Annotated in this window: 20 protein-coding genes; all 20 read left to right on the forward strand. The window is 43.3% G+C overall.

Features of this window, described 5'->3' with window-relative positions:
- The first annotated feature begins 88 nt into the window (after positions 1 to 88).
- The 20 genes from truB (at position 89) to AB5I83_RS16335 (ending at position 24,521) form a co-directional block, all read left to right on the forward strand.
- The gene (gene truB / locus AB5I83_RS16240; protein ID WP_448976681.1) at positions 89 to 1,006 is read left to right on the forward strand and encodes a tRNA pseudouridine(55) synthase TruB; all 918 of its coding nucleotides are present in this window, start codon (positions 89 to 91) and stop codon (positions 1,004 to 1,006) included.
- Between the two features lie 98 nt (positions 1,007 to 1,104).
- The gene (ribF, locus tag AB5I83_RS16245) at positions 1,105 to 2,058 is read left to right on the forward strand and encodes a bifunctional riboflavin kinase/FAD synthetase (RefSeq protein ID WP_448976683.1); all 954 of its coding nucleotides are present in this window, start codon (positions 1,105 to 1,107) and stop codon (positions 2,056 to 2,058) included.
- 123 nt (positions 2,059 to 2,181) lie between these two features.
- Entirely contained in the window at positions 2,182 to 2,451 is a 270-nt protein-coding gene (gene rpsO / locus AB5I83_RS16250) for a 30S ribosomal protein S15 (RefSeq protein ID WP_167831706.1), read from the forward strand.
- Between the two features lie 299 nt (positions 2,452 to 2,750).
- Entirely contained in the window at positions 2,751 to 4,868 is a 2,118-nt protein-coding gene (pnp, locus tag AB5I83_RS16255; RefSeq protein WP_167831705.1) for a polyribonucleotide nucleotidyltransferase, read from the forward strand.
- A 213-nt stretch (positions 4,869 to 5,081) separates the two neighbouring features.
- On the forward strand, positions 5,082 to 6,047 hold the full coding sequence (locus AB5I83_RS16260; protein WP_448976685.1) for a polysaccharide deacetylase family protein: 966 nt from the start codon (positions 5,082 to 5,084) through the stop codon (positions 6,045 to 6,047).
- A gap of 84 nt (positions 6,048 to 6,131) precedes the next feature.
- Positions 6,132 to 7,364 carry a M16 family metallopeptidase gene (locus AB5I83_RS16265; protein WP_448976687.1) on the forward strand — a complete coding sequence of 411 codons (1,233 nt, stop codon included), beginning with the start codon at positions 6,132 to 6,134 and terminating at the stop codon, positions 7,362 to 7,364.
- 890 nt (positions 7,365 to 8,254) lie between these two features.
- A complete protein-coding gene (locus AB5I83_RS16270) occupies positions 8,255 to 8,500 on the forward strand; it encodes a YlmC/YmxH family sporulation protein (protein WP_167832858.1) in 246 nt (81 codons plus the stop codon).
- A 233-nt stretch (positions 8,501 to 8,733) separates the two neighbouring features.
- A complete protein-coding gene (gene dpaA, locus AB5I83_RS16275; RefSeq protein ID WP_448977148.1) occupies positions 8,734 to 9,636 on the forward strand; it encodes a dipicolinic acid synthetase subunit A in 903 nt (300 codons plus the stop codon).
- A complete protein-coding gene (locus AB5I83_RS16280) occupies positions 9,633 to 10,229 on the forward strand; it encodes a dipicolinate synthase subunit B (RefSeq protein ID WP_167832859.1) in 597 nt (198 codons plus the stop codon). The genes dpaA and AB5I83_RS16280 overlap by 4 nt, the downstream gene beginning before the upstream one ends.
- Before the next feature lie 368 nt (positions 10,230 to 10,597).
- Entirely contained in the window at positions 10,598 to 11,647 is a 1,050-nt protein-coding gene (gene asd / locus AB5I83_RS16285; protein WP_448976690.1) for an aspartate-semialdehyde dehydrogenase, read from the forward strand.
- A 32-nt stretch (positions 11,648 to 11,679) separates the two neighbouring features.
- A complete protein-coding gene (dapG, locus tag AB5I83_RS16290; RefSeq protein ID WP_448976692.1) occupies positions 11,680 to 12,924 on the forward strand; it encodes an aspartate kinase in 1,245 nt (414 codons plus the stop codon).
- A 59-nt stretch (positions 12,925 to 12,983) separates the two neighbouring features.
- Positions 12,984 to 13,850 carry a 4-hydroxy-tetrahydrodipicolinate synthase gene (gene dapA / locus AB5I83_RS16295; RefSeq protein ID WP_448976694.1) on the forward strand — a complete coding sequence of 289 codons (867 nt, stop codon included), beginning with the start codon at positions 12,984 to 12,986 and terminating at the stop codon, positions 13,848 to 13,850.
- Between the two features lie 298 nt (positions 13,851 to 14,148).
- Positions 14,149 to 15,813 carry a ribonuclease J gene (locus AB5I83_RS16300; protein ID WP_448977150.1) on the forward strand — a complete coding sequence of 555 codons (1,665 nt, stop codon included), beginning with the start codon at positions 14,149 to 14,151 and terminating at the stop codon, positions 15,811 to 15,813.
- Between the two features lie 138 nt (positions 15,814 to 15,951).
- Complete coding sequence (locus AB5I83_RS16305; protein ID WP_448976696.1) at positions 15,952 to 16,704, forward strand: ClpP family protease; 753 nt, start codon at positions 15,952 to 15,954, stop codon at positions 16,702 to 16,704.
- On the forward strand, positions 16,701 to 16,910 hold the full coding sequence (locus AB5I83_RS16310; protein WP_448976698.1) for a YlzJ-like family protein: 210 nt from the start codon (positions 16,701 to 16,703) through the stop codon (positions 16,908 to 16,910). Before AB5I83_RS16305 ends, AB5I83_RS16310 begins: the two co-directional genes overlap by 4 nt.
- Before the next feature lie 227 nt (positions 16,911 to 17,137).
- Positions 17,138 to 19,471 (forward strand): DNA translocase FtsK, encoded by a 2,334-nt coding sequence (locus tag AB5I83_RS16315; RefSeq protein ID WP_448976699.1) that lies wholly within the window; start codon positions 17,138 to 17,140, stop codon positions 19,469 to 19,471.
- A 307-nt stretch (positions 19,472 to 19,778) separates the two neighbouring features.
- Complete coding sequence (locus AB5I83_RS16320) at positions 19,779 to 20,504, forward strand: GntR family transcriptional regulator (protein ID WP_167832865.1); 726 nt, start codon at positions 19,779 to 19,781, stop codon at positions 20,502 to 20,504.
- A gap of 86 nt (positions 20,505 to 20,590) precedes the next feature.
- Entirely contained in the window at positions 20,591 to 21,685 is a 1,095-nt protein-coding gene (locus tag AB5I83_RS16325; RefSeq protein WP_226643830.1) for a BMP family lipoprotein, read from the forward strand.
- 239 nt (positions 21,686 to 21,924) lie between these two features.
- Positions 21,925 to 23,448 (forward strand): ABC transporter ATP-binding protein, encoded by a 1,524-nt coding sequence (locus AB5I83_RS16330; protein ID WP_448977151.1) that lies wholly within the window; start codon positions 21,925 to 21,927, stop codon positions 23,446 to 23,448.
- On the forward strand, positions 23,445 to 24,521 hold the full coding sequence (locus tag AB5I83_RS16335) for an ABC transporter permease (RefSeq protein ID WP_448976702.1): 1,077 nt from the start codon (positions 23,445 to 23,447) through the stop codon (positions 24,519 to 24,521). The genes AB5I83_RS16330 and AB5I83_RS16335 overlap by 4 nt, the downstream gene beginning before the upstream one ends.

A 24,521-nucleotide genomic window follows, 5' to 3' on the forward strand; every position in this document is an offset into this window, starting at 1 on the left:
TGATATGAAAAATGGATAGACACTTTTGTCTATCCATTTTTTTCGATAAAGCTACCATCAATACATAATGAAAATGAGGGTGAAAGATATGGAAGGGATTCTGCCTCTTTTTAAGCCAGCGGGAATGACTTCGCATGATTGTGTGTTTAAACTCAGGAAACTGTTAAGAACAAAGAAGGTGGGACATACAGGCACCCTTGACCCGGATGTCACCGGGGTACTGCCAATATGTGTAGGCAAGGCGACCAAGGTTGCCGAATACATAACGGATGCTGGAAAAGCGTATGAGGGAGAAGTCACCCTTGGCTTCACGACAACGACAGAAGATGCATCGGGTGAGAAGGTTGAAGAGAAGCCAGTGGACAGGACAATAACAAGGGAAGAAGTTGAACAGGTCCTTCAATCGCTGACAGGTGAAATTGAACAGACTCCTCCAATGTATTCAGCAGTAAAAGTGCGTGGGAAAAAACTATATGAATATGCGAGACAAGGAATCGAGGTAGAGAGACCCACTAGGAAGGTCACTATTTATGGCATCGAGCTTCTTGATAGCAGAGAATCATTTGAAGGCGAACAGGTTAGCTTCAAATTCCGAGTATCATGCAGCAAAGGGACGTATATTCGGACTCTAGCAGTGACGATTGGTGAAAAGCTGGGATATCCAGCGCATATGTCTTCCCTTGTGAGGATACAATCTGCGGACTTAACGATCGAGGATTGCTTTACATTTGAACAGCTAGAGGAGATGGCTGCAGAAGGCAAGCTGGCAGATGCTTTGCATCCATTGGAAGCTGGTATTTCTTATTTGCCGAAACATCGCATTAATGATAAAGTAGCAGAGAAAGTGAAAAATGGGGCACTGCTACAGATCCCAGAGGAATTTGAGGGGGAGAGCGGCCCGATTATCGTAGAAACAGAAGACGGAAAAGCGCTCGCCATTTACAGGGCACATCCAACAAAAATAGGGATGATGAAACCTGATAAAGTGTTGAGAAATGATCAATAAGACAATCGTTTAAAAATTGTGCCAGAGTACAAATAAGCGATGTGAAAAAATAAGTCTTGATTCATAGAGCAGCTGGGTCAGAAAAGGTGAGTAATATCGTGGAAATGATTATGCTAAAACATCCTCATGAACATAATAAAGAAGATTTTCCTCCAATGGCCATGGCACTGGGCTATTTTGACGGGGTCCACTTAGGCCACCAGCAGGTCATCGAAGAAGCAAAAAAAGAGGCTGCGGCCAAAGGGATCAAGAGTGCGGTCATGACATTTGATCCCCATCCTTCAGTAGTTCTTAGCAAGAATATTCAGCATATGCAATATATAACACCATTGGAAGACAAGGCTCGAATTATTGAGGCAATGGGAGTGGACTACTTATTTGTTGTTCATTTCTCAACCGAATTCTCGAGTCTGTTGCCCCAGGAATTTGTCGATCAATATATCATTGGTTTGAATGTTCAGCATGTCGTAGCAGGATTCGACTATTCCTACGGGAAAATGGGGAAAGGGAATATGGAGACAATCCAGTTCCATTCAAGAGGCAAGTTTGATTTTACCGTGGTATCCAAACTTTCCACACAAGAAGAAGAAAAGGTCAGTTCTACTTTGATCCGTTCCTTTTTAAGAGACGGGAAGGTGGATGAGATGCCAGGTTTGTTAGGGAGACTTTATACTACAACGGGAATCATTATAAATGGAGAGCGCCGAGGTCGTACAATTGGTTTTCCGACAGCGAATGTCGGCATCGAGGACCAATATATTCTTCCGCCAACTGGGGTTTATGCTGTAAAAATCAGGGTTGAAGGGGCATGGCATGAAGGTGTCTGCAATGTTGGCTATAAACCAACCTTCCATAAGGAGAAAAAGGACAAACCTTCTGTTGAAGTCCACATCTTTAATTTTAACAAAGAGATTTACGGTGAATCCGCAACGATTGAGTGGCACCTTCGCCTGAGAAGTGAACGGAAATTCGAGGGAATACAGCAGCTTGTTGCCCAAATCGAAAAAGATAAGCAAGAAGCACTCCTATACTTTGAAAAAAACAAGGGTTAGACTTGCTTTTTGTCGTAAAAAGATGTATTCTTATTAACGTATCAAAAAAGAACCTTTGCTTGGCAAGTCGAGTCACCGACGCTTGCTCGGTAACAGGGGATTATTAAATGGAGGTGAATACGGATGGCAATCTCAAAAGTACGTAAAAACGAACTGATCAATGAATTCAAGACTCACGAAAGTGATACTGGATCTCCAGAAGTTCAAATCGCTGTCCTTACTGCAGAAATCAACACTTTGAACGACCACTTGCGCGTTCATAAGAAGGACCACCACTCACGTCGCGGTCTTTTGAAAATGGTAGGTAAGCGTCGTAACCTTTTGACTTACCTTCGTAACAAGGACGTTGCTCGCTACCGCGAGTTAATCAACAAGCTTGGTCTACGTAGATAGTCTGTAAAAGCGGGATTTTTCCCGCTTTTTTATTAGGCAAATTTTTTGTAGCATACATAACGATTGATTGATATGAAGCGCTCCTTTTTGGAGCATAATATAACATAAAAGGCATTTTACATGTAGGCTCCCATTTGCTCTGTTGGACAAGCTTTGTATAGCAGGCATCTTGGGTAGTCCATGGTTTTATCATTCATATTAAAGGTATATTTGTTATATAAGACATGCGTTTGTGCTGTTTTAAATAAATTCCCGGGCAGAGCCAGGGTGTACTTAGTGGTAGAGAGGGGCTAAAAAGCATGGAACAAGAAAAACAGAGTTTTTCCTTCGACTGGGCAGGGCGTAAGCTAACAGTTGAAATTGGACAGCTTGCAAAGCAGGCAAATGGTGCAGTCCTTGTCCGTTACGGTGATACAGCTGTATTAAGTACAGCTACTGCATCAAAAGAACCAAAGAATTTAGATTTCTTCCCTTTGACTGTCAATTATGAAGAAAGACTTTATGCTGTCGGAAAAATTCCAGGCGGATTCATTAAGCGTGAAGGACGCCCAAGTGAAAAGGCAATTCTTGCGAGCCGATTAATTGACCGTCCAATCCGTCCGTTATTCCCTGATGGATTCCGTAACGATGTCCAGGTAATCAGCATCGTCATGAGCGTGGATCAGGACTGTTCATCAGAAATGGCCGCTATGTTTGGATCTTCATTAGCTCTATCTGTTTCAGATATCCCATTTGGAGGACCAATTGCTGGTGTCACAGTGGGAAGGATTGATGGCAAGTTCGTGATCAACCCATCTGTTGAAGAAACAGAAAAGAGTGATATGCATTTAGTTGTAGCAGGTACAATGGATGCAATCAACATGGTTGAAGCCGGTGCGGAAGAGGTGCCTGAAGAAGTCATGCTTGAAGCAATCATGTTCGGACATGACGAAATCAAGCGTCTGATTGCCTTCCAACAGGAAATCGTCGCGCAGGTTGGTAAAGAAAAAAGAGAAATTAAACTTTTTGAATTAGATAAAGATCTTGAAGCTGAAGTTCGCGGAGTTTGTGAGCAAGATATGATTTCTGCTATCCAAGTACAGGAAAAGCATGCTCGCGAAGATGCGATCAAAGAAGTGAAAAATGCTATCGTTGCCCGCTATGAAGAGCAAGAAGCAGATGATGACAAGCTTAAGCAAGTGAAACAAATCCTTGATAAAATCGTCAAAGGTGAAGTCCGCCGCTTGATTACAGAAGAAAAAGTACGTCCAGACGGCCGTGGAGTCGATGAAATCCGACCGCTTTCTTCTGAAGTAGGACTGCTACCTAGAACACATGGTTCTGGATTGTTCACAAGGGGACAAACTCAGGCACTAAGCATCTGTACGCTCGGCGCAATGGGTGATGTTCAAATTCTTGACGGTCTTGGAATCGAAGAAGAAAAGCGATTCATGCACCATTACAATTTCCCGTTATTCTCTGTTGGTGAAACAGGTCCAATCCGTGGCCCAGGACGACGTGAAATCGGACACGGAGCACTTGGTGAAAGAGCTCTTGAGCCTGTAATTCCGAATGAGAAAGATTTCCCATACACTGTTCGTCTTGTATCAGAAGTACTTGAATCAAATGGTTCTACTTCACAGGCGAGTATTTGTGCTAGTACATTAGCGCTTATGGATGCAGGGGTGCCAATCAAAGCACCGGTTGCCGGTATTGCAATGGGTCTAATCAAATCTGGAGAGCATTATTCTATTCTTTCAGATATCCAGGGTATGGAGGACCACCTTGGGGATATGGACTTCAAAGTAGCTGGAACTGCAAAAGGTGTTACAGCCCTGCAGATGGATATCAAGATTGAAGGATTATCCCGTGAGATTCTTGAGGAAGCTTTACAACAGGCGAAAAAAGGCCGTATGCATATTCTTGAGTCCATGCTGGCAACGATCAAAGAACCACGTGAACAGCTTTCTAAATATGCACCAAAAATCATCACTATGTGGATCAAACCTGATAAAATCCGTGACGTCATTGGGCCAAGCGGAAAACAAATCAACAAGATCATTGAAGAAACTGGCGTAAAAATCGATATCGAACAAGATGGTACGGTATTTATTGGTTCAGTAGATGAAGAAATGATCCAAAGAGCGAAGAAGATCATTGAAGACATTGTCCGTGAAGTTGAAGTTGGGGAAATGTACCTTGGAAAGGTTCGCCGCATTGAAAAGTTCGGTGCGTTCGTTGAAATCTTCCCTGGTAAAGATGGCTTGGTCCATATCTCCGAGCTTGCTGAAGAACGAGTTGGCAAAGTCGAAGACGTGCTGAAGCTGGGAGATGAACTCCTCGTTAAGGTCACTGAAATCGACAAACAAGGCAGGGTCAACCTTTCACGTAAGGCAGTCTTGAAAGAACAACGCGAAAAAGCTGAAAAACAATCTTAAGATCGTAAAGGCCGGGGGCAACCCCGGCCTTTTTATATTACCTTTTCATGAACAGTTATCACGCTTGCCGGGCTGTTGTGTGCGAACGTTTTTCTGCTCTCTTACCAGTGTCTTCCGTTCTACCTTGTCCTTCTGCTTCATAAAGTAAAATAAGGCGCTATTCGTTGTCTGCGTTATTTTGAAGTGGCCTTAACAGAAGAGGAGGCATATTAAATGAGAAAGTTTGTATTAATTTCTGTTTTATTGATCACTGGGTGGATCATCGTGAATAATCCATTCTCCCATACATATGTTTCAGGACTTAAAAGCGGGTCAGTTGAAGTGGCAGGGAATAAGAATTCGTTGATGTCAGAAATTGAAATGAAAGCAATAGAATATGAAGTTGAACCATCTGACGCCCGAAAAGATCCAGTCTGGAAGGTAATCCCCGGCTACAATGGGCTAAAAGTAGATATCAAAAAGTCCTATAGCAAAATGGAGAAGGAAGGTAAATTTGATCCCGAAAAGCTAGTCTTCAAGCAAGTCTCCCCTCAAGTCCATCTGGATGATTTGCCGCCAATGGCCATTTATAAAGGACATCCTGAAAAGCCGATGGTAAGCTTCATTATTAATGTTGCATGGGGAAATGAATATCTAACAGGCATGCTGGCGACATTGAAGAAGCATAATGTAACCGCAAGTTTTTTTCTTGAAGGCAGATGGGTAAAGAATAATCCAGGTATGGCGAAGATGATTGCAGATGCAGGCCATGAAATAGGTAATCATTCATTCACACACCCAAACATGAAGCAGCTTTCTGCTCCGAAAATCAATGAAGAAATCCGCAGGACGAATGAAGTTATTGAAGCGGTGACGGGGGTCAAGACTAAGTGGTTTGCTCCTCCGAGCGGATCATACAAGGATGAAGTGGTTGAAATTGCTGCAGCTCATAAATTAGGGACCGTTATGTGGAGCGTAGACACGATTGATTGGCAGAAGCCCACTCCAGATAAACTAATCAACAGGGTGATGGGAAAGGTCCATAATGGCGCAATGATCCTTATGCATCCAACAGAGTCTACGGCTGTCTCTCTCGATCAATTGATCACCCAAATAAAAGCTAAGGAACTTCAAATTGGGACTGTTTCCGATTTATTAAGTGAAAAGCGGATAATAACGCCAAAAAAAATGAAAGAATAGCATTGTATTTGGAAAAAGTAAGTTAAATGGACTATACTAAGTAAATGCAGTAGTTTTAGCAGCTGGTTCCAGAGGAGGAATATAATGATAAAGAAATATACATGCCAAAATGGTGTAAGAATCGTACTAGAACAAATCCCAACTGTCCGTTCAGTCGCTATCGGTGTATGGATCGGAACGGGCTCCCGTAATGAAAATCCAGAGAACAATGGGATTTCCCATTTTCTTGAGCATATGTTCTTCAAAGGCACCAAAACAAGGAGTGCAAGGGAGATTGCAGAATCCTTTGATAGCATTGGCGGCCAGGTGAATGCATTCACTTCCAAGGAGTATACTTGCTATTACGCCAAGGTGTTAGATAATCATGCACCATTTGCGCTAGAAGTTTTAGCGGATATGTTCTTTAATTCTACGTTTGATTCTGAGGAATTGAATAAAGAGAAGAACGTGGTGAATGAAGAAATAAAGATGTATGAAGATACACCTGATGATATCGTCCACGATTTGCTTAGCCAGGCTGTTTACGGCGACCACCCGCTTGGGTATCCAATCCTTGGTACGGAAGAAACGCTCCAAAGTTTCACGGGAGAAAAGCTCGAGCAGTATATGCATGATACGTACAGACCGGAAAATGTGGTCATTTCCATTGCAGGGAATGTGCCCGAATCTTTCATTAAAAATGCTGAAGACTTCTTTGGCTCATATGAAGCGAGCAAGGAAAAGATGGAATATGCAAAACCGGACTTCCATGCGACACATGCTTCCAGGAAAAAAGAAACGGAACAAGCGCACCTGTGCCTTGGTTTCGAAGGCTTACAGATCGGGCACTCTGATGTATATAGCCTCATCGTCTTGAACAATGTACTGGGGGGCAGCATGAGCAGCAGATTGTTCCAGGAAGTAAGGGAACAGCGCGGTCTTGCTTATTCTGTCTTCTCCTATCACTCAGCTTACCGTGATAGCGGAATGGTGACTATTTATGGCGGGACCGGAGCAAATCAACTGAATGTTTTATATGATACAATCCAGGACACACTTGCGAAGCTGCGTGCTGAAGGAATTACCGGAAAAGAACTCAACAATAGCAAAGAGCAGCTTAAAGGCAGCCTGATGTTAAGCCTAGAAAGCACAAACAGCCGCATGAGCAGGAACGGCAAAAATGAACTTCTGCTCGGAAGGCACCGCTCCCTTGATGAAATCGTCGAACAGATCGACCATGTGACGAAGGACAGCGTCGACGGCATGGCCAATAAAATCTTCACAGATAAATATTCTGTGTCATTGATCAGTCCAAATGGCGAACTGCCAAATTTATAAGAGATGATGAAAACAGCAGCTTCCTTGTGAAGCTGCTGTTTTAATTTTAAGGTCATTAAGCCTTACAAGTTGCAGCACACGGAAGGAAGAAAGGCAACGATCAGGAGTCATGACAGGTTTGCCCTCTGCAGTTGAAAAGTTGTCAAGAAAACGAAGGAATCGTGACAGGTTTGCCCTTTGCCGCTGAAAAGCTGTCAAGAAAACGAAGGAATCATGACAGGTTTGGCCTTTGCAGCTGGAAGGCTGTCAAGAAAACGAAGGAATCGTGACAGGTTTGGCCTTTGCAGCTGAAAAGCTGTCAAGAAAACGAGGGAATCATGACAGGTTTGGCATTTGCAGCTGAAAAGCTGTCAATAAAACGAAGGAATCGTGACATGTTTGCCCTTTGCAGCTGAAAAGCTGTCAAGAAAACGAAGGAATCATGACAGGTTTGGCATTTGCAGTTGTAAAGCTGTCAAGAAAACGAAGGAATCATGACAGGTTTGCCCTCTGCAGCTGAACAGCTGTCAAGAAAGCGAAGGAATCATGACAGGTTTGGCCTTTGAAGCTGGAAAGCTGTCAAGAAAAAGAAGGAGTCATGACAGGTTTGCCCTTTGCCGCTGAAAAGCTGTCAAGAAAACGAAGGAATCGTGACAGGTTTGGCATTTGCAGTTGTAAAGCTGTCAAGAAAACGAAGGAATCATGACAGGTTTGGCCTTTGCCGCTGAAAAGCTGTCAAGAAAACGAAAGAATCATGACAGGTTTGCCTCTCACGCCTAAAAAGCTGTCTGAATAACATCGCCACATCTTTACCTCAACAACAATTCCCCTTTTTTTCACGCATATATATTCTAAAAAACCTCTCATATTGATACATATAGAATAAGGACAAAGTGACAGGGAGGGTCATCATGAAATTAAGTGAACTTGGCGGTAAAGAAATCGTTGATGCAAAGAGGGCAGAAAGATTGGGTGTACTGGGACAGACGGATTTGGAAATCAATGAACGTTCAGGTCAAATTGAAGCTTTGATCATCCCATCTTTAAAGTGGTTCGGCCTTCGCAAACAGTCCGGGGAAGTTAGGGTTCCATGGAAGCATATAAAGAAAATAGGTACAGACATGATTATCATCGATATTCCTGATGATGAAGAGTAAAAAAGCGGGCACAATGCCAGCTTTATTTTTTTGCCTGAATTATTTCTGATCTTGATTCAAGGGGATAAAAAACCTTATTTGATAAATGTAGTTTATCGCGCTGGCCAATTGGCTGGCGCTTTTCTTTTATGGAAAACTCACCTATTGCAAGTTAGATACATATGATGTTGAAGTAGTTCAAGTTGGATGAAATTTATATTCCAGGATTAATGGAAAAGAAGGTGATTGTTCTCATGCTGACAGGAATGCAAATCGCAGTTATCGGCGGTGATGCGAGACAGCTGGAGATTATTCGCAAGCTGACAGAGCTTGATGCAAAGCTTTCTTTAATAGGCTTCGAGCAGTTGGACCATGCTTTTACAGGTGCCTCAAAAGAAAAGATAGATGAAGTTGATTTTTCCGTCCAGGACGCATTGATCCTGCCTGTGCCAGGAACAAGTCTGGAGGGTCAGGTCGAAACGATTTTCTCAAATGAAAAAGTAGTTCTTATTAAAGAAATGCTTGAAAAGACCCCAGATCATTGCACAGTTTACTCGGGTATCAGTAATTCGTATTTGACAGGTATCACTAAGCAAGCTAACAGGAAACTTGTACAGCTGTTTGCCCGAGATGATGTAGCTATTTACAACTCAATCCCGACTGTCGAAGGAACGATCATGATGGCGATCCAACATACAGATTTCACCATCCACGGTTCAAAAGTGGCCGTTCTCGGTTTAGGCAGAGTTGGTATGAGTGTAGCCAGGACTTTCCATGCCCTAGGAGCCAAGGTGAAGGTCGGAGCAAGAAAAAGTGAACATATAGCAAGAATTTCGGAAATGGGATTGAAGCCATTCCTGCTATCGGATATAGGAAAAGAAGTTTCAGATATCGATATTTGCATCAATACGGTACCTCATCAAATTGTTACTGCCTCCGTCATTTCGAGGATGCCAGCTCATACCTTAATCATTGACCTTGCATCCAAACCAGGTGGAACGGATTTTCGCTATGCGGAAAAGCGTGGAATCAAAGCTTTGCTTGCACCAGGATTGCCGGGGATCGTCGCCCCGAAAACTGCAGGGCAAATATTGGCGAACGTTCTTTCTCAGCTGCTTATGGAAGACTTTACTGACCGAAAGGAGAAAGAAGTATGAGTTTAAAAGGGAAAAAGATCGGATTCGGATTAACAGGCTCGCATTGTACGTATGATGCTGTATTTCCTGAAATCGAAAAGTTGGTGAATGCAGGAGCTGAAGTTTTACCAGTTGTCACATTCACTGTGAAAAATACAGAAACACGTTTTGGCAAGGGAGAAGATTGGGTACAGCGGATTGAGGAACTCACTGGCAATAAGGTAATAGACTCAATTGTCAAGGCAGAACCTCTTGGCCCAAAAATCCCACTTGACTGTATGGTCATTGCGCCGCTGACGGGTAACTCCATGAGCAAGTTCGCGAATGCAATGACAGATTCACCAGTTCTGATGGCTGCAAAAGCGACATTAAGGAATCAAAATCCGGTGGTCCTGGGAATATCGACGAATGATGCTTTAGGGCTTAATGGTGTCAATCTGATGAGATTAATGGCGACCAAGAATATTTACATGATTCCTTTTGGCCAGGATGATCCTGTCAAAAAGCCAAACTCAATGGTTGCGAGAATGGGGATGCTTTCCGAAACAATCATTGAAGCGATGAATGGAAATCAGCTTCAGCCAGTACTAGTAGAACGTTATAAGGATAATTAATGCTAAATTCCAGGCTCTTTTCGCACGCCTTGTTATTTGCGCAGATATTGCGCAACAGGATAAGGCAACAACGGAAAGAGTCTGGAATCGTATTCAAGCCAGGAACAAGAGGTATTTAAAAAAGCTAGAATCAAAGCAAATCCTGTCCCAAATACAGCCAATTCAATTTGGAAATGCTTTTCTCCGGCAGTGAAGCAAAATGTTTCTTTTCTTAATGATTGATTATGATAAAATATAGGGTAATATACTAGGCGGATAGAACAAGGCGCTTGCACTTTTCTATTAGACCGCCAGTTTACTTATGTTTCAAACAACCCCAGCTAAATGCGGGATATAAAACGATAATGGTAGTGGAAGGGGAAACAGCAATGTCAGAGAGAAAAGGTTACCGTGTAGCAGTAGTCGGAGCAACAGGAGCAGTTGGACAGCAGATGATCCAGACGCTCGAAAGCAGGGATTTTCCTGTATCCGAGCTTTTATTGCTTTCATCATCGAGGTCAGCTGGTACGAAGGTTCAGTATAAAGGAAATGAAATAACAGTACAGGAAGCCAAGCCTGAAAGTTTTGAAGGTGTGGATATTGCCCTTTTCAGCGCAGGAGGTAGTGTTTCAAAAGCTCTGGCACCGGAAGCTGTAAAACTCGGAGCCATTGTTGTTGATAACACAAGTGCATTCCGCATGGATGAGAACACACCGCTTGTCGTGCCTGAAGTCAATGAGGAAGATTTGCATTCGCATAACGGAATCATTGCTAACCCGAACTGCTCTACGATCCAAATGGTTGTTGCACTCGAGCCATTGCGTAAGAAGTTCGGTTTGGAAAAGATCATCGTATCGACATACCAGGCAGTATCGGGGGCAGGAGCAGCGGCTGTCGAGGAATTGGAGGAACAGACTCAGGCAATTTTGAACGGCGAGGAATATGAACCAAAGATTCTTCCGGTGAAGTCAGCGGAAAAGCACTACCAAATTGCATTCAATGCGATACCGCAGATCGATACATTCGTCGATAACGGATTCACGTATGAAGAGATGAAGATGATCAATGAAACGAAGAAAATCATGCACATGCCTGACCTGCAGGTTGCTGCAACATGCGTTAGGCTTCCGGTTGGCACAGGTCATTCCGAGTCTGTTTATATTGAGATTGGCCAGGACGGTGTTTCAGCATCAGATATTAAAGAACTTATGTCTGATGCACCGGGAGTAGTCCTTCAGGATGACCCTGCACAGCAACTCTATCCAATGCCTGCATTCTGTGTTGGTAAAAATGACGTATTTGTCGGCAGAATCAGGAAGGATCTGGACAATGAAAAAGGCTTCCATATGTGGGTCGTTTCTGACAACCTGTTAAAAGGTGCTGCATGGAACTCAGTCCAGATTGCTGAAAGTCTCGTGAAGCTTGGCTTGGTAAAATAATTGATTAATGACAGAATTTCTGAGGTGTTACGATGAAAATAATCGTTCAAAAATTTGGCGGTACATCTGTCCGGGATGAACAAAGCCGCGGCCAGGCGATGAGTCATATAAAAAACGCGATCGCTGATGGATATAAAGCGGTTGTGGTCGTTTCTGCGATGGGGAGGAAAGGGGATCCGTATGCTACAGACACCCTTCTCAGTCTTCTAGGAGGTAGTGACAGCAAAATCAGCAAGCGCGAGCATGATTTGCTGTTATCATGTGGAGAAACGATTTCCAGTGTTGTTTTTACGAATATGCTGCTCGAGAATGGGATCAGTGCGACGGCCCTTACTGGTGCCCAGGCAGGATTCAGGACAAATAGCGAGCATACGAACGCCAGAATTCTTGATATGAAATGCGATCGGTTGTTGAGGGAGCTCGATCAGGTCGACGTGGTCGTCGTGGCTGGATTCCAGGGTGCTGCAAAAAATGGAGACGTGACAACAATCGGCCGGGGCGGCAGTGACACATCAGCTGCAGCACTTGGCGCTGCGTTAAACGCGGAATGGATTGACATCTTTACCGATGTCGAGGGAATCATGACAGCTGATCCGAGGATTGCGGAGAACGCAAGGCCTCTTTCCGTGGTCACATATACTGAGGTTTGCAATATGGCATATCAGGGAGCCAAGGTAATCCATCCTCGTGCTGTGGAGATTGCCATGCAGGCAAAAGTTCCGATCAGAATCAGGTCCACCTATTCCGATGGCCTCGGCACGCTGGTTACGGCCCTTAATCGTGAAAATAAAGGAACTGACATTAAGGAAAGGCCTGTAACGGGAATTGCCCATGTTTCAAATGTCAGCCAGATTAAGGTTTTTGCTAAAAAAGACCAATATAATCTCCAATCAGAAGTTTTCAAGGCAATGGCAAATGAAAACATCAGTGTAGATTTTATCAATATTTCTCCAAACGGAGTGGTCTACACGGTTCTTGATGAAATGACCAACCGAGCGGCAAGGGTGTTGGAAGGCTTGGGGCACACGCCGCAAATTGAGATGCATTGCGCAAAGGTCTCTGTCGTCGGAGCAGGAATGGCAGGAGTACCAGGAGTAACTTCGAAAATTGTAACTGCTTTATCAGAAAAAGGCATTCGCATCCTTCAATCCGCGGACAGCCATACAACCATTTGGGTGTTGGTGAAACAGGAGGATTTAGGAAAGGCAGTAAATGCGTTGCATGATGCCTTCCAGCTCGAGGAAGAAACAGCAGATTTCGAGCGTAAAGACATATAAAAAGATTTTGCTTCCCAGCACTGGCTGTCGGAAGCCTTTCAGAAGAGGAGTGAACAGGAATGGTTCAATTCGGAAGAGTATCCACAGCAATGGTGACCCCGTTTGATCACAAAGGTCACATTGATTTCGCTAAAACGACACAGCTAGTTAACCATTTGATTGATAACGGAACAGATTCACTTGTAGTTGCAGGGACAACTGGTGAATCCCCGACTCTTTCCAAAGAAGAGAAAATCGCATTATTCCAGCATGTCGTGAAGGTAGTAGACAAGAGGGTGCCTGTCATCGCTGGAACAGGCAGCAATAACACATATGCCACCATCGAATTGACAAAAAAGGCAGAAGAAATTGGTGTAGACGCGATCATGATCGTAGCACCATACTACAACAAGCCAAACCAGGAAGGCTTATACCAGCACTTTAAAGCAGCAGCAGAAGCTACAACACTGCCAGTAATGGTTTATAATATTCCAGGAAGATCAGTCGTGAATATCCTGCCCGAAACAGTGATTAAACTGGCTGAAATCCCGAATGTGGTCGCGGTAAAGGAAGCTAGTGGTGACTTGAATGCCATGACTAAAATCATTGCAAATACACCAGACGATTTCCTTTTATACAGTGGAGATGACGGATTGACTCTGCCAGTTCTCGCAATCGGCGGTGCAGGAATTGTCTCTGTAGCTTCACATGTAATTGGAAACGAGATGCAAGCAATGGTCGATGCTTTCTTCAGCGGAAGAAATGCGGACGCTGCAAAAATGCATCAGCGCTTGCTCCCGGTCATGGAAGGACTCTTCGCTGCTCCAAGCCCGGCACCTGTCAAGACGGCATTGCAGCTAAAAGGACTCGATGTCGGTTCCGTTCGTTTGCCAATGGTGCCTTTGACAGAACAAGAAAGATCAGCGGTAGCTAAACTATTTCAATAAATCTTAAGGCCAGCCTCTCGGGTTGGCCTTTTTTATATGGAAGTAAAAGCAAAACCCTTGCATTGCCCGAAAACCAGATGCCGGAGTCCGAACGGTAAAAGCAGAAACCCTGGCTCACAATAAAGTATCTATGCAGGAGGACGAAACAGTAAAGCAGGAATAATTTACAAATGGAGAGAGGGGGAAGTTCATACACGAGAGGCAATTGAATAAAGTTGTAAAGATTTTCTATCATCAAGTATAATGATTTTAACTGATAATGGTTCGGATATTACAACACAGGAGGAGCACGGAATTGATAGCGAAAAACGAGAGTATTAAAATCATTCCACTTGGTGGAGTGGGGGAAATGGGAAAGAATATGTACATCACTGAAGTGGACGGTGATATTTTTGTAGTTGATGTGGGATTGATGTTTCCTGAGGATGAGATGCTCGGCATTGATGTGGTCATACCCGATTTTACATATTTGGTTTCGAATAGTGACAGGGTGAAAGCGATTTTCCTTACACACGGGCATGAAGATCATATTGGTGCTTTATCCTATATTTTACGCAAAATCAATGTACCGGTTTATGGAACAAAGCTAACAATCGCCCTGGCACAGGAGAAAATGATAGAACAGGATTTCACCGGTTCTGCTGACTTTCATGAAATTAATTCAGATACAATAGTGGATTTTGACAAAGTGTCTGTTTCCTTTTTTAAAACCAATCACAGCATCCCTGGTTCAGTCGGCATCAGCATTCATACATCAGAAGGTGCAATTGTACATACAGGGGATTTTAAATTTGACCAGGCAGCAGGAACACTATACAAGCCTGAAGTAGGCAAGATGGCTTCAATAGGTGAAAAAGGTGTGCTCTGTCTGCTTTCCGACAGTACGGAGGCTGAAAGACCCGGGCATACACCTTCAGAATCAACCGTGATCGCTGAACTATCCAACGTTTTTTATAATGCAGAGGGCAGGATCATTGCTGCCTGCTTCGCATCTGACCTTAACAGGATCCAGCACCTCTTTAACAGCGCATATGCAAATGGCCGTAAAGTGGCTGTGGTAGGAAATAGCTTGAAACGTGTATATGATATCGCATTGCAACTAGGCTATTTACAGGTAGAGGAAGACCTGATCATTTCTGTTAATGATCTAAAGGATTACGACAACAGCCAGGTGGTGGTTTTAACCACCGGGAGTCAGGGCGAGCCGATAGAAGCTCTGCAGAAAATGGCTAAACAAGTGCATCCACAGGTGAACATCCAGGCAGGGGACACCGTATTGTTTGCTGCTTCACCTTTGAGGGGAAGTGAAGTTTTTATTTATAAGACGATGGATATGCTTTACCGCGCCGGTGCGAATGTGGTATCCAGCAAAAATAGTGTCCAGGTCTCCAGCCATGGAAGTCAGGAAGAATTGAAATTCATGATCAATCTGATGAATCCTAAATTCTTCATTCCTGTACATGGGGAATACAAAATGCTGAAGGCCCATAAAAGGCTTGCTCAAGCATGCGGTATTCCGGAAGAAAATATCTTCATCCCCGATCGCGGTGACGTAATTGACATTTCAGGCGGGAAATTAAAGTTCACAGAGAAAGTACCGGCCGGGAATACATTGATCGATGGAATTGGTGTTGGAGATGTAGGCAACATTGTTCTCCGAGATCGAAGGCTGCTATCGCAGGACGGTGTTTTACTTGTGGTGGTCACACTGAATAAAACCGACAGGAAGATTATTGCCGGACCGGAAATCATATCGCGCGGCTTCGTCTATGTTCGTGAATCTGAGAAGCTGATGACCGATTCTGCTGCCCTGGTAAGAGAAATCGTCGAGCAAAATGCCAACAAAGGCTCTTTCGATTGGAATAGTTTAAAACAAGACATCCGAGACTCCCTTCACCAATATTTATATGAAAAAACAAAACGCCGCCCAATGATCATGCCGATCATCATGGAGGTTAAATAGTTATTGGAAAAGATACTGGCTTAAACACCAGTATCTTTTTTGTTTCCTGATATTATTCTTCAGTCACCTCTGGGCGCGGAATGAAATTGATGATGATGTTCATACTAAAATTATCATGCCTGAAGGGAGCATAAAAGGATGGATAACGATATGAACAAATTCAGTTCTGAAAACCAGGAGGGCCAGCAGGGGGATAAGGAGAACAAACCATCAGGCCTTCTTGAAAAGATTCAGCAGCTTGGCCAGACAAATGTCCCCCAGCTATCGCAGGATTCGAAGATCCATTGTTTGACAATTGTTGGACAAATTGAGGGGCATATGCAGCTTCCGCCACATAATAAAACGACAAAATATGAACATTTGATTCCGCAGCTTGTTGCAATTGAACAAAACCAGAATATTGAAGGTTTGCTTGTCATTCTTAATACAGTTGGCGGGGATGTGGAAGCAGGGCTGGCAATTTCGGAAATGCTGGCATCACTTTCGAAGCCGACCGTTTCTATCGTACTTGGCGGCGGTCATTCCATCGGAGTGCCTATAGCAGTTTCCTGTGATTATTCGTTCATTGCTGAGACGGCGACAATGACAATTCATCCAGTCAGGCTGACCGGACTTGTCATCGGCGTTCCGCAAACATTTGAATATCTCGATAAAATGCAGGATAGAGTTGTGAATTTTGTTACGAAGCATTCCAATATTACTGAAGAAACATTCAAAGAGTTGATGTTTGCCAAAGGCAACCTGACAAGAGATATCGGTACGAATGTTGTGGGCCATGATGCAGTCGAGACCGGCTTGATCCATGAAGTCGGAGGAATAGGCCAGGCGATGAAAAAGTTAAATGAATTAATTGATATGAATAAACAAGAGTCAGAAGTGATTGTACAATGATCCTCTATACGATGATGCCGCATGAACAGGTATTCCCTCCGAGTGAAGAGGCCATTAACCAAGTCATGATCAGCTATAATGGAATTCCTATCATGGCTGAATATACAGAGAATCATGAGTACCGGGTAGTCAGGGTAATGAGTACCGACCCAAACCATTATATGGAAACATCCTGTTTGCCTGGTTCTACCATTACTCTCTCTTAGGTACTTATTGAATTGACCTTTTACGCATATTGAAAAGCTGAGTAAAAAGAGCATCAGCCCTATCTATTTTAAAAATCGATTGTGCCGTTTCAACTGGCAAATATGATATAATATGGATACACTAAAGCATCAGCAGCCGAATAAGGCTGCTTTTCTTCTTATTAAAGTTTGAAGAATAAGCTAGTTGATTATGCTGATAGTGAAGCTATAAAAGTTCAGGTGATAAAATGGCCAAAAAGAAAAGACGGCAATCGAGAAAGAAGAATACATTGAAAACAACTGTTCAATATGAACTTGCCGGGTTAGCGCTGCTCGCATTAGCTATCATAGCGATGGCGGATTTGGGAGCAGTCGGAGGAGCCGTCGTGATGTTCTTCCGGTTTTTCTTCGGAGAATGGTATATGCTCAGTCTCGTAGGGCTGGTCGTGTTCAGTATTTTCATCATGTGGAAACGAAGCCTGCCTTTTATATTCCACACTAAATTAATTGGTACATATCTGATTGTAAGTGCAATCCTGTTATTAAGCCATGTGACTTTATTCGAACTATTATCCAATGGCGGCAAGTTTGAGGACCCCAGTGTCATTAAAAACACTTTCGAATTATATGTGATGGAGGCAAAAGGAGAGACAAGCACGAATGATCTCGGAGGCGGGATGATCGGGGCTGTGATGTTTGCGCTGTTTTACTTTTTGTTTGATGCAGCAGGATCTCAGCTGATTGCCTTCCTGCTAATCATCATTGGCGCCATTCTTGTCACAGGCAAAACATTCAGTGAAGTTGCCGGGAAAATCCTGACACCAATCGGCAGTTTTATCAGAGAACAATGGTTTTCATTCATCGAAGACCTTAAACAATGGAAAGAAAATCAACAACATAAAAAGACAGAAAGCCAACAGGCAAAACAGGCTAAAAATGAGAGCAGCCAGGCGGTTGTTCAGCAAGCGCCAGCAGAAAAAACGATCGAAATTGCTGATGAGCCAGCCCCTGAGCCTATCATCTCCAGCTTTGCGGAGCGAGCTTACGCCAATCCTGCTGATTCTCAACAACAGCAGCCAGAAAAGAAAGCTAAAGCTGCAAGTGACACTGAAGACGAGGCAGAAGAGTTGCCGCAGAATATTACTTTTACGGAAGTGGAGAATACCTCTTATGAACTTCCGCCAATCGATATATTGAAGCTGCCCAACAAAACGGACCAGAGCGGTGAATATGAAATGATTCACGCGAATGCGGCCAAGCTTGAACGCACATTCCACAGCTTCGGGGTAAAAGCAAGAGTGACCCAGGTTCATCTGGGACCAGCGGTGACGAAGTATGAAGTTCACCCTGATGTCGGTGTCAAGGTAAGCAGAATCGTCAGCCTTAATGATGATTTGGCATTGGCATTGGCAGCAAAGGATATCAGGATTGAAGCTCCGATACCGGGAAAGTCAGCAATTGGTATAGAAGTTCCGAATTCTGAAGTGGCAATGGTTTCTTTGAGGGAAGTAATCGAGTCGAAGCAGCATAACAAACCAGGATCCAAACTCCAAATTGGTTTGGGACGTGATATTACGGGTGAAGCAGTGCTTGCCGAACTGAATAAAATGCCTCACCTTCTTGTTGCCGGTGCTACCGGAAGCGGAAAGAGTGTGTGTATTAACGGTATTATCACCAGCATCTTGATGAAGGCAAAGCCCCATGAAGTCAAATTAATGATGATTGACCCTAAGATGGTTGAGTTGAATGTATATAATGGTGTTCCGCATTTGCTGGCCCCGGTTGTTACCGATGCCAAGAAAGCATCGCAGGCACTCAAAAAAGTGGTCAGTGAGATGGAAAGGCGCTATGAGCTCTTCTCACACACGGGTACAAGGAATATCGAAGGCTACAATGAATATATCAAGAGATATAATAGCGAGGAAGAAGCAAACCAGCCACTGCTTCCATTCATCGTAGTAATTGTCGACGAGCTGGCAGACTTGATGATGGTTGCGTCCTCTGATGTTGAAGATTCTATCACCAGGCTGGCACAGATGGCACGTGCTGCCGGAATCCATTTAATCATAGCTACACAGAGACCATCTGTTGATGTCATTACAGGGGTTATCAAAGCGAATATTCCTTCAAGGATTGCATTTGCTGTTTCCTCGATGACAGACTCAAGGACGATTCTGGATATGGGCGGTGCAGAGAAACTGCTTGGAAGAGGGGACATGCTGTTCCTGCCTGTAGGGGCGTCGAAGCCTGTGAGGGTGCAGGGAGCATTCTTATCGGATGAAGAGGTAGAAGAGGTTGTAAACTACGTCATTGGCCAGCAGAAAGCACAGTATCAAGAAGAAATGATCCCAGAGGATGTTCCAGAGAACACATCAGAGGTAGAGGATGAATTGTACGGAGATGCCGTCGATCTTGTAGTGGAAATGCAAACCGCTTCTGTTTCTATGCTTCAAAGAAGGTTCAGGATTGGATATTCTCGTGCAGCTAGACTGATCGATGAAATGGAGTTGCGTGGTATCGTTGGGCCTTATGAAGGAAGCAAGCCGCGTACCGTCCTAGTGGCTAAGTCCGAAGAGGCATAACATCATACATCTGAAAACGACAAAAGTCGGGTGATCACACCCGACTTTTTCTGTATATGCAGGACAATACTCCTATAGATCAAATAATAGTGTCATACTATTAAAACCGTTTACAAAAACTTATTATAGCAAAAATATAGGTTTATCGTCCCGGAAAAAGTGACAATTTTGGTCAATCTAGCTTTTTTCGACAAATTGTTGAAACACTATTTATTTATCTCGAAAAAAGTGTTATAGTATTTTCGATTAGTAGGAATGCTATACATCAGATGTCTGATGTCTTGAGCAAAGGTTGGAGGAACGCCTCATGTCGATCAAGTCAGATAACCGGCACCTGTATTTACAAGTAATCGATCACCTGAAGCAAGATATTCAAAAAGGTATTTATAAAGAAAGAGAAAAACTACCTTCAGAATTTGATCTTGCCAAACAGCTTGGAGTCAGCAGAGCTACACTAAGAGAAGCATTGCGAATACTTGAAGAAGAAAACGTCATAGTTCGCAGGCATGGTGTAGGGACTTTTGTCAACGCCAAACCGTTGTTTGAGTCAGGTATTGAACAGTTGAACAGCGTGACGGGCATGATTGAGCATGCAGGGATGAAGCCTGGTACAATCTTCTTGAACTCAACGACTACTGGGCCAACCGAAGAAGATATCCGACGTTTTTCATGCTCTCATGATGATGAAATCACACTGGTTGAAAGGGTCAGAACTGCAAACGGGGAACCTGTCGTCTATTGTCTTGACAAGATTCCTTCAAGTATCCTCCCGGAAGATTCTTCATTTGAAGATGAGTCATTGCTTCATCTTCTTGAAGTTAAATCGAACCGGAAGGTAACATACGCAGTAGCTCAAATTGAGCCAATTGGCTATCACGAGAAGATTTCACCCATCCTTGAATGCGAGCCGGAAACAGCATTGCTTGTTTTGAAGCAGATGCATTTCGACGAAAATGATGTTCCGATTCTTTATTCGGTGAATTACTTTAAAGCCGACAAGTTCAGTTTTCATGTCCTTAGGAAAAGAATTTAATTTTTTTAAGGAAATGTAAACGCTAACTGATTGGTTTTTCAGAACATTCCTGCGAAATCACAAACATTCTCTGGGGGGTACAAACCTTGAAAAAGCGTAAATTTGGTTTGGTAATGTCATTGCTTTTAGCAGCAGGTACTATGTTGGCAGGTTGCGGAAGCGACGAAGGCGACAGTTCTAAGGGCAAGGAGTCAGACTTAAGAGTAGGTATGGTCACTGACGCAGGTACGATTGATGACAAGTCATTCAACCAGGGTACTTGGGAAGGAATCCTGAAGGCTGAAGAAGAATTCGGCGTTAAGACAAAGTACCTAAAGCCAGCAGGAACTACTGAAGCAGAATACTTAAAAGAAATTGGTAACTTATACGACGCAGAATATAAGTTCATCGTTACACCGGGCTTTAAATTCGAAACAGCTGTTTTCCAAGCCCAGGATAAATATGAAGATGCTAAATTCGTCATTCTTGATGGAAATCCGCACAGTGGAGATTACAATCCAGTTGTTAAAGATAACACTGTAGCTGTATTCTTTGCAGAGCACGAATCAGGTTTCCTTGCTGGTGTTGCTGCAGCGGTTGAATTGAAAGAAGGCGAAGCTGGATTCATCGGCGGTATGGAAATCCCTGCTGTACAAAAGTTCAACTGGGGCTTCCAACAAGGTCTTAAATATGCAAATGAAAACCTTGATACGAATGTAACAATCAAGGCTGAAAACGTAGTTTACCAGGGTTCATTTGACAACGCTGCTGCTGGCGGTCAAATTGCAGCTCAATTCTATGATCGTGGCGTAGATGTTATCTTCACTGCTGCTGGTGGTGTTGGTGTTGGAGCGATCAACGAAGCGAAGAACCGTGCGAAAGCTGGAGAAAACGTCTGGATCGTTGGTGTTGACGTAGACCAGTATGAAGATGGTAAATACGAAGGAGATAAGTCAGTCATCCTTACTTCTGCAATGAAGAAGCTTGACCAAGTTTCTTACGATATGGTTCAAGCAGAGCTTGACGGCAAATTCCCAGGCGGAGAAACTTTGATTTTCGATGCTAAGAACGATGGAATTGGTCTTCCTGAGAAAAACCCTAACCTAAGCGAAGAAACAACAGGCAAGGTTAAAGAAGTATACGAAAAAGTTAAATCTGAAGAAATCAAAGTCTCTGCTGAGCAGGGAGATTTATTCAAGTAAAAAACTGCAAAAGAGACGGTCTCCCGTCTCTTTTGTCTATCGGACTTGAAAAGGAAAAATTTTGAACTTTTCAGAAGTGAAATTGTACAGCTCCAGAGCCTGGCTTCCAACTAATCGGCCTTCCAAAAGGAAGTGATTGCATCATTTCCCCAGGTGCCGATGAAATGTTAGAGAAGCTGACAAGGGCGCTTACGCTATTCTTAATAGGTATAGAGTCTAATACAAAGGTGAGTGCTACTATGAGTTATGTAGTTGAGATGTTGAATATTCGGAAAGAGTTTCCGGGTATCGTAGCCAACGATAATGTTACCCTTACCCTTAAAAAAGGGGAAATACATGCACTGCTAGGTGAAAACGGTGCGGGCAAGTCAACCTTGATGGGTGTTCTGTTCGGCATGTATCAGCCTGAGCGCGGTGTAGTAAAAGTTAATGGCCAAGAAGTGAAGATTACGAATCCTAATGTCGCTAACCGCTTGGGAATCGGAATGGTGCATCAGCATTTCAAGCTGGTTGAAAACTTCACAGTAACGGAAAACATCATATTGGGCAGTGAGCCGCTTAGAGGCATGGTGCTTGATATTGATAAAGCGGCAAAAAGAATTGAAGAATTATCAAAGCATTACGGTTTGAATGTAGATCCTCATGCGAAAATCGAAGATATTTCAGTAGGTATGCAGCAAAGGGTAGAAATTTTGAAAATGCTTTATCGTGAAGCAGATGTTCTGATTTTGGATGAGCCAACTGCTGTACTTACACCAGCAGAAATTGATGAATTAATGAAAATCATGCGTAATCTTATTAATGAAGGTAAGTCTATTATAATTATCACTCATAAACTAAAAGAAATTAAGGCCGTTGCGGACCGTTGTACAGTCATTCGCCGCGGAAAAGGAATTGGGACTGTCAATGTGGCAGAAACCAGTGAGGCTAGTCTTGCCGAAATGATGGTCGGACGTCATGTCTCTTTCAAAGTGGATAAGAAAGAAAGTACTCCTGGTGAAGTAGTACTTAAAATAGATTCTTTATCAGTAAAAAATAATCGAAAAGTTATGGGATTGAAGGATTTTTCATTGGAAGTCCGTGCTGGGGAAATAGTCGGGATTGCCGGAGTAGAAGGCAATGGACAGACAGAGCTTGTTGAAGCAATCACAGGCTTGAGAAAAGCTGAATCTGGAACGATAGTGGTCGGTGGAGACGAGATCACCAACCTTCCAATCCGCCAAAGGAATGAAAAAGGTATCAGCCATATACCAGAGGACAGACAAAAACGCGGTCTTGTTCTTGATTACTCACTTGTTTCAAACATGGTGCTTCAAATTTACAACAAACAGCCTTTCTCTAAGCGTGGATTATTAAATTTCTCTGCTATGAAAGCGTATGCTCAAAATATCATTACCAACTTCGATGTGCGATCAGGTGAAGGTGCTGCATCGATTGCCAGGACTCTTTCCGGTGGTAACCAGCAAAAAGCAATCATCGGGCGTGAACTTGAACTTGATCCGAAGCTTTTGATTGCTGTTCAGCCGACTCGTGGATTGGATGTTGGTTCCATTGAATACATCCATAAACGGATTATTGAGCATCGCGACAAAGGGAACGCGGTATTACTGATTTCTTTGGAGCTTGATGAAGTTCTTCAGCTTTCAGACCGCATAGCCATCGTCAATAATGGTGAGCTAGTAGGCGAGGTAATCGCGTCGGAAACAAACGAAAATGAAGTTGGTCTTATGATGGCAGGCGTGGCTAAGGAGAGAAGCATATGAGAAATACCATCGTATCTTTAATATCCATTATTCTAGGTCTTGTGGCCGGAGGCATTCTGATGCTTTTCATCGGCAGCAATCCGATTGAAGGTTATTCCTATTTGCTTCAAGGAGCGCTGAAAAATCTAGAGCGTATCGGCAATACTTTGGCAACAGCAACTCCTCTTATATTCACTGGTTTATCTGTGGCTTTTGCTTTCCGTACAGGACTCTTTAACATCGGGGCATCAGGACAGATGCTGGTTGGAGGCCTTGCTGCTTCTGCAGTAGCCCTGACTTTTGATTTTTCCAGGCCAATCCTTTTATTGGTCATGGTCCTTGCAGGACTTGTAGCAGGTGCACTATGGGCATTCATTCCAGGTTTACTGAAGGCAAAGTTCAATGTTCATGAAGTTGTTTCGACAATCATGATGAACTGGATTGCTTACTGGACGATTTACTATGTCGTACCAGGTTATTTCAAGGGAGAATTCCTTGAAACAGAATCAAAAAAACTGGCTGAAACAGATACTTTAAGAACTCCATTTTTAACAGAAATGTTCGATGGGTCTTATATTAACTTAGGCCTTTTCTTTGCAGTCATTGCCGTAATCATTATTGCTTTCATCATCGACAAGACAACGCTTGGTTTCGAATTGAAGGCAGTCGGGTTCAATAGATTTGCTGCAGAATATGCAGGTATGAAAGTAAACCGCAACATCATTCTATCTATGTTGATTTCAGGCGCTCTTGCAGGAGTCGGCGGGGTAGCATTGTATACAGGAAATGCTTCAAGCATTCAAATCGGTATTCTGCCTTCACAAGGTTACGATGGCATCGCGGTTGCTCTTCTAGGTGCAAACCACCCTGTTGGCGTATTCTTCGCAGCAGTGCTGTTCGGGATTCTTTACTCTGGTACTGGATTCATGAATGCTATGACTGAAATTCCACCTGAATTGGCAAATACGATCATCGCGATCATCATTTACTTTGCTGCGACAAGTGTAATGATTGAACGTTTGCTGAACAAGTTCAAGGCAAAAAAATCAAACAAAGATAAAAGTGGTCCTGTAGTCGAGAAGGGAGATTCATAA

Source organism: Mesobacillus sp. LC4, assembly GCF_053543455.1.

Excerpts from the sequence above, each read along its gene's own strand:
- truB (WP_448976681.1), top strand. The coding sequence starts at position 89 with ATGGAAGGGATTCTGCCTCTTTTTAAGCCAGCGGGAATGACTTCGCAT.
- rpsO (WP_167831706.1), top strand. The coding sequence starts at position 2,182 with ATGGCAATCTCAAAAGTACGTAAAAACGAACTGATCAATGAATTCAAG.
- pnp (WP_167831705.1), top strand. The coding sequence starts at position 2,751 with ATGGAACAAGAAAAACAGAGTTTTTCCTTCGACTGGGCAGGGCGTAAG.
- AB5I83_RS16260 (WP_448976685.1), top strand. The coding sequence starts at position 5,082 with ATGAGAAAGTTTGTATTAATTTCTGTTTTATTGATCACTGGGTGGATC.
- AB5I83_RS16265 (WP_448976687.1), top strand. The coding sequence starts at position 6,132 with ATGATAAAGAAATATACATGCCAAAATGGTGTAAGAATCGTACTAGAA.
- AB5I83_RS16270 (WP_167832858.1), top strand. The coding sequence starts at position 8,255 with ATGAAATTAAGTGAACTTGGCGGTAAAGAAATCGTTGATGCAAAGAGG.
- dpaA (WP_448977148.1), top strand. The coding sequence starts at position 8,734 with ATGCTGACAGGAATGCAAATCGCAGTTATCGGCGGTGATGCGAGACAG.
- AB5I83_RS16280 (WP_167832859.1), top strand. The coding sequence starts at position 9,633 with ATGAGTTTAAAAGGGAAAAAGATCGGATTCGGATTAACAGGCTCGCAT.
- asd (WP_448976690.1), top strand. The coding sequence starts at position 10,598 with ATGTCAGAGAGAAAAGGTTACCGTGTAGCAGTAGTCGGAGCAACAGGA.
- dapG (WP_448976692.1), top strand. The coding sequence starts at position 11,680 with ATGAAAATAATCGTTCAAAAATTTGGCGGTACATCTGTCCGGGATGAA.
- dapA (WP_448976694.1), top strand. The coding sequence starts at position 12,984 with ATGGTTCAATTCGGAAGAGTATCCACAGCAATGGTGACCCCGTTTGAT.
- AB5I83_RS16305 (WP_448976696.1), top strand. The coding sequence starts at position 15,952 with ATGGATAACGATATGAACAAATTCAGTTCTGAAAACCAGGAGGGCCAG.
- AB5I83_RS16310 (WP_448976698.1), top strand. The coding sequence starts at position 16,701 with ATGATCCTCTATACGATGATGCCGCATGAACAGGTATTCCCTCCGAGT.
- AB5I83_RS16315 (WP_448976699.1), top strand. The coding sequence starts at position 17,138 with ATGGCCAAAAAGAAAAGACGGCAATCGAGAAAGAAGAATACATTGAAA.
- AB5I83_RS16320 (WP_167832865.1), top strand. The coding sequence starts at position 19,779 with ATGTCGATCAAGTCAGATAACCGGCACCTGTATTTACAAGTAATCGAT.
- AB5I83_RS16330 (WP_448977151.1), top strand. The coding sequence starts at position 21,925 with ATGAGTTATGTAGTTGAGATGTTGAATATTCGGAAAGAGTTTCCGGGT.
- AB5I83_RS16335 (WP_448976702.1), top strand. The coding sequence starts at position 23,445 with ATGAGAAATACCATCGTATCTTTAATATCCATTATTCTAGGTCTTGTG.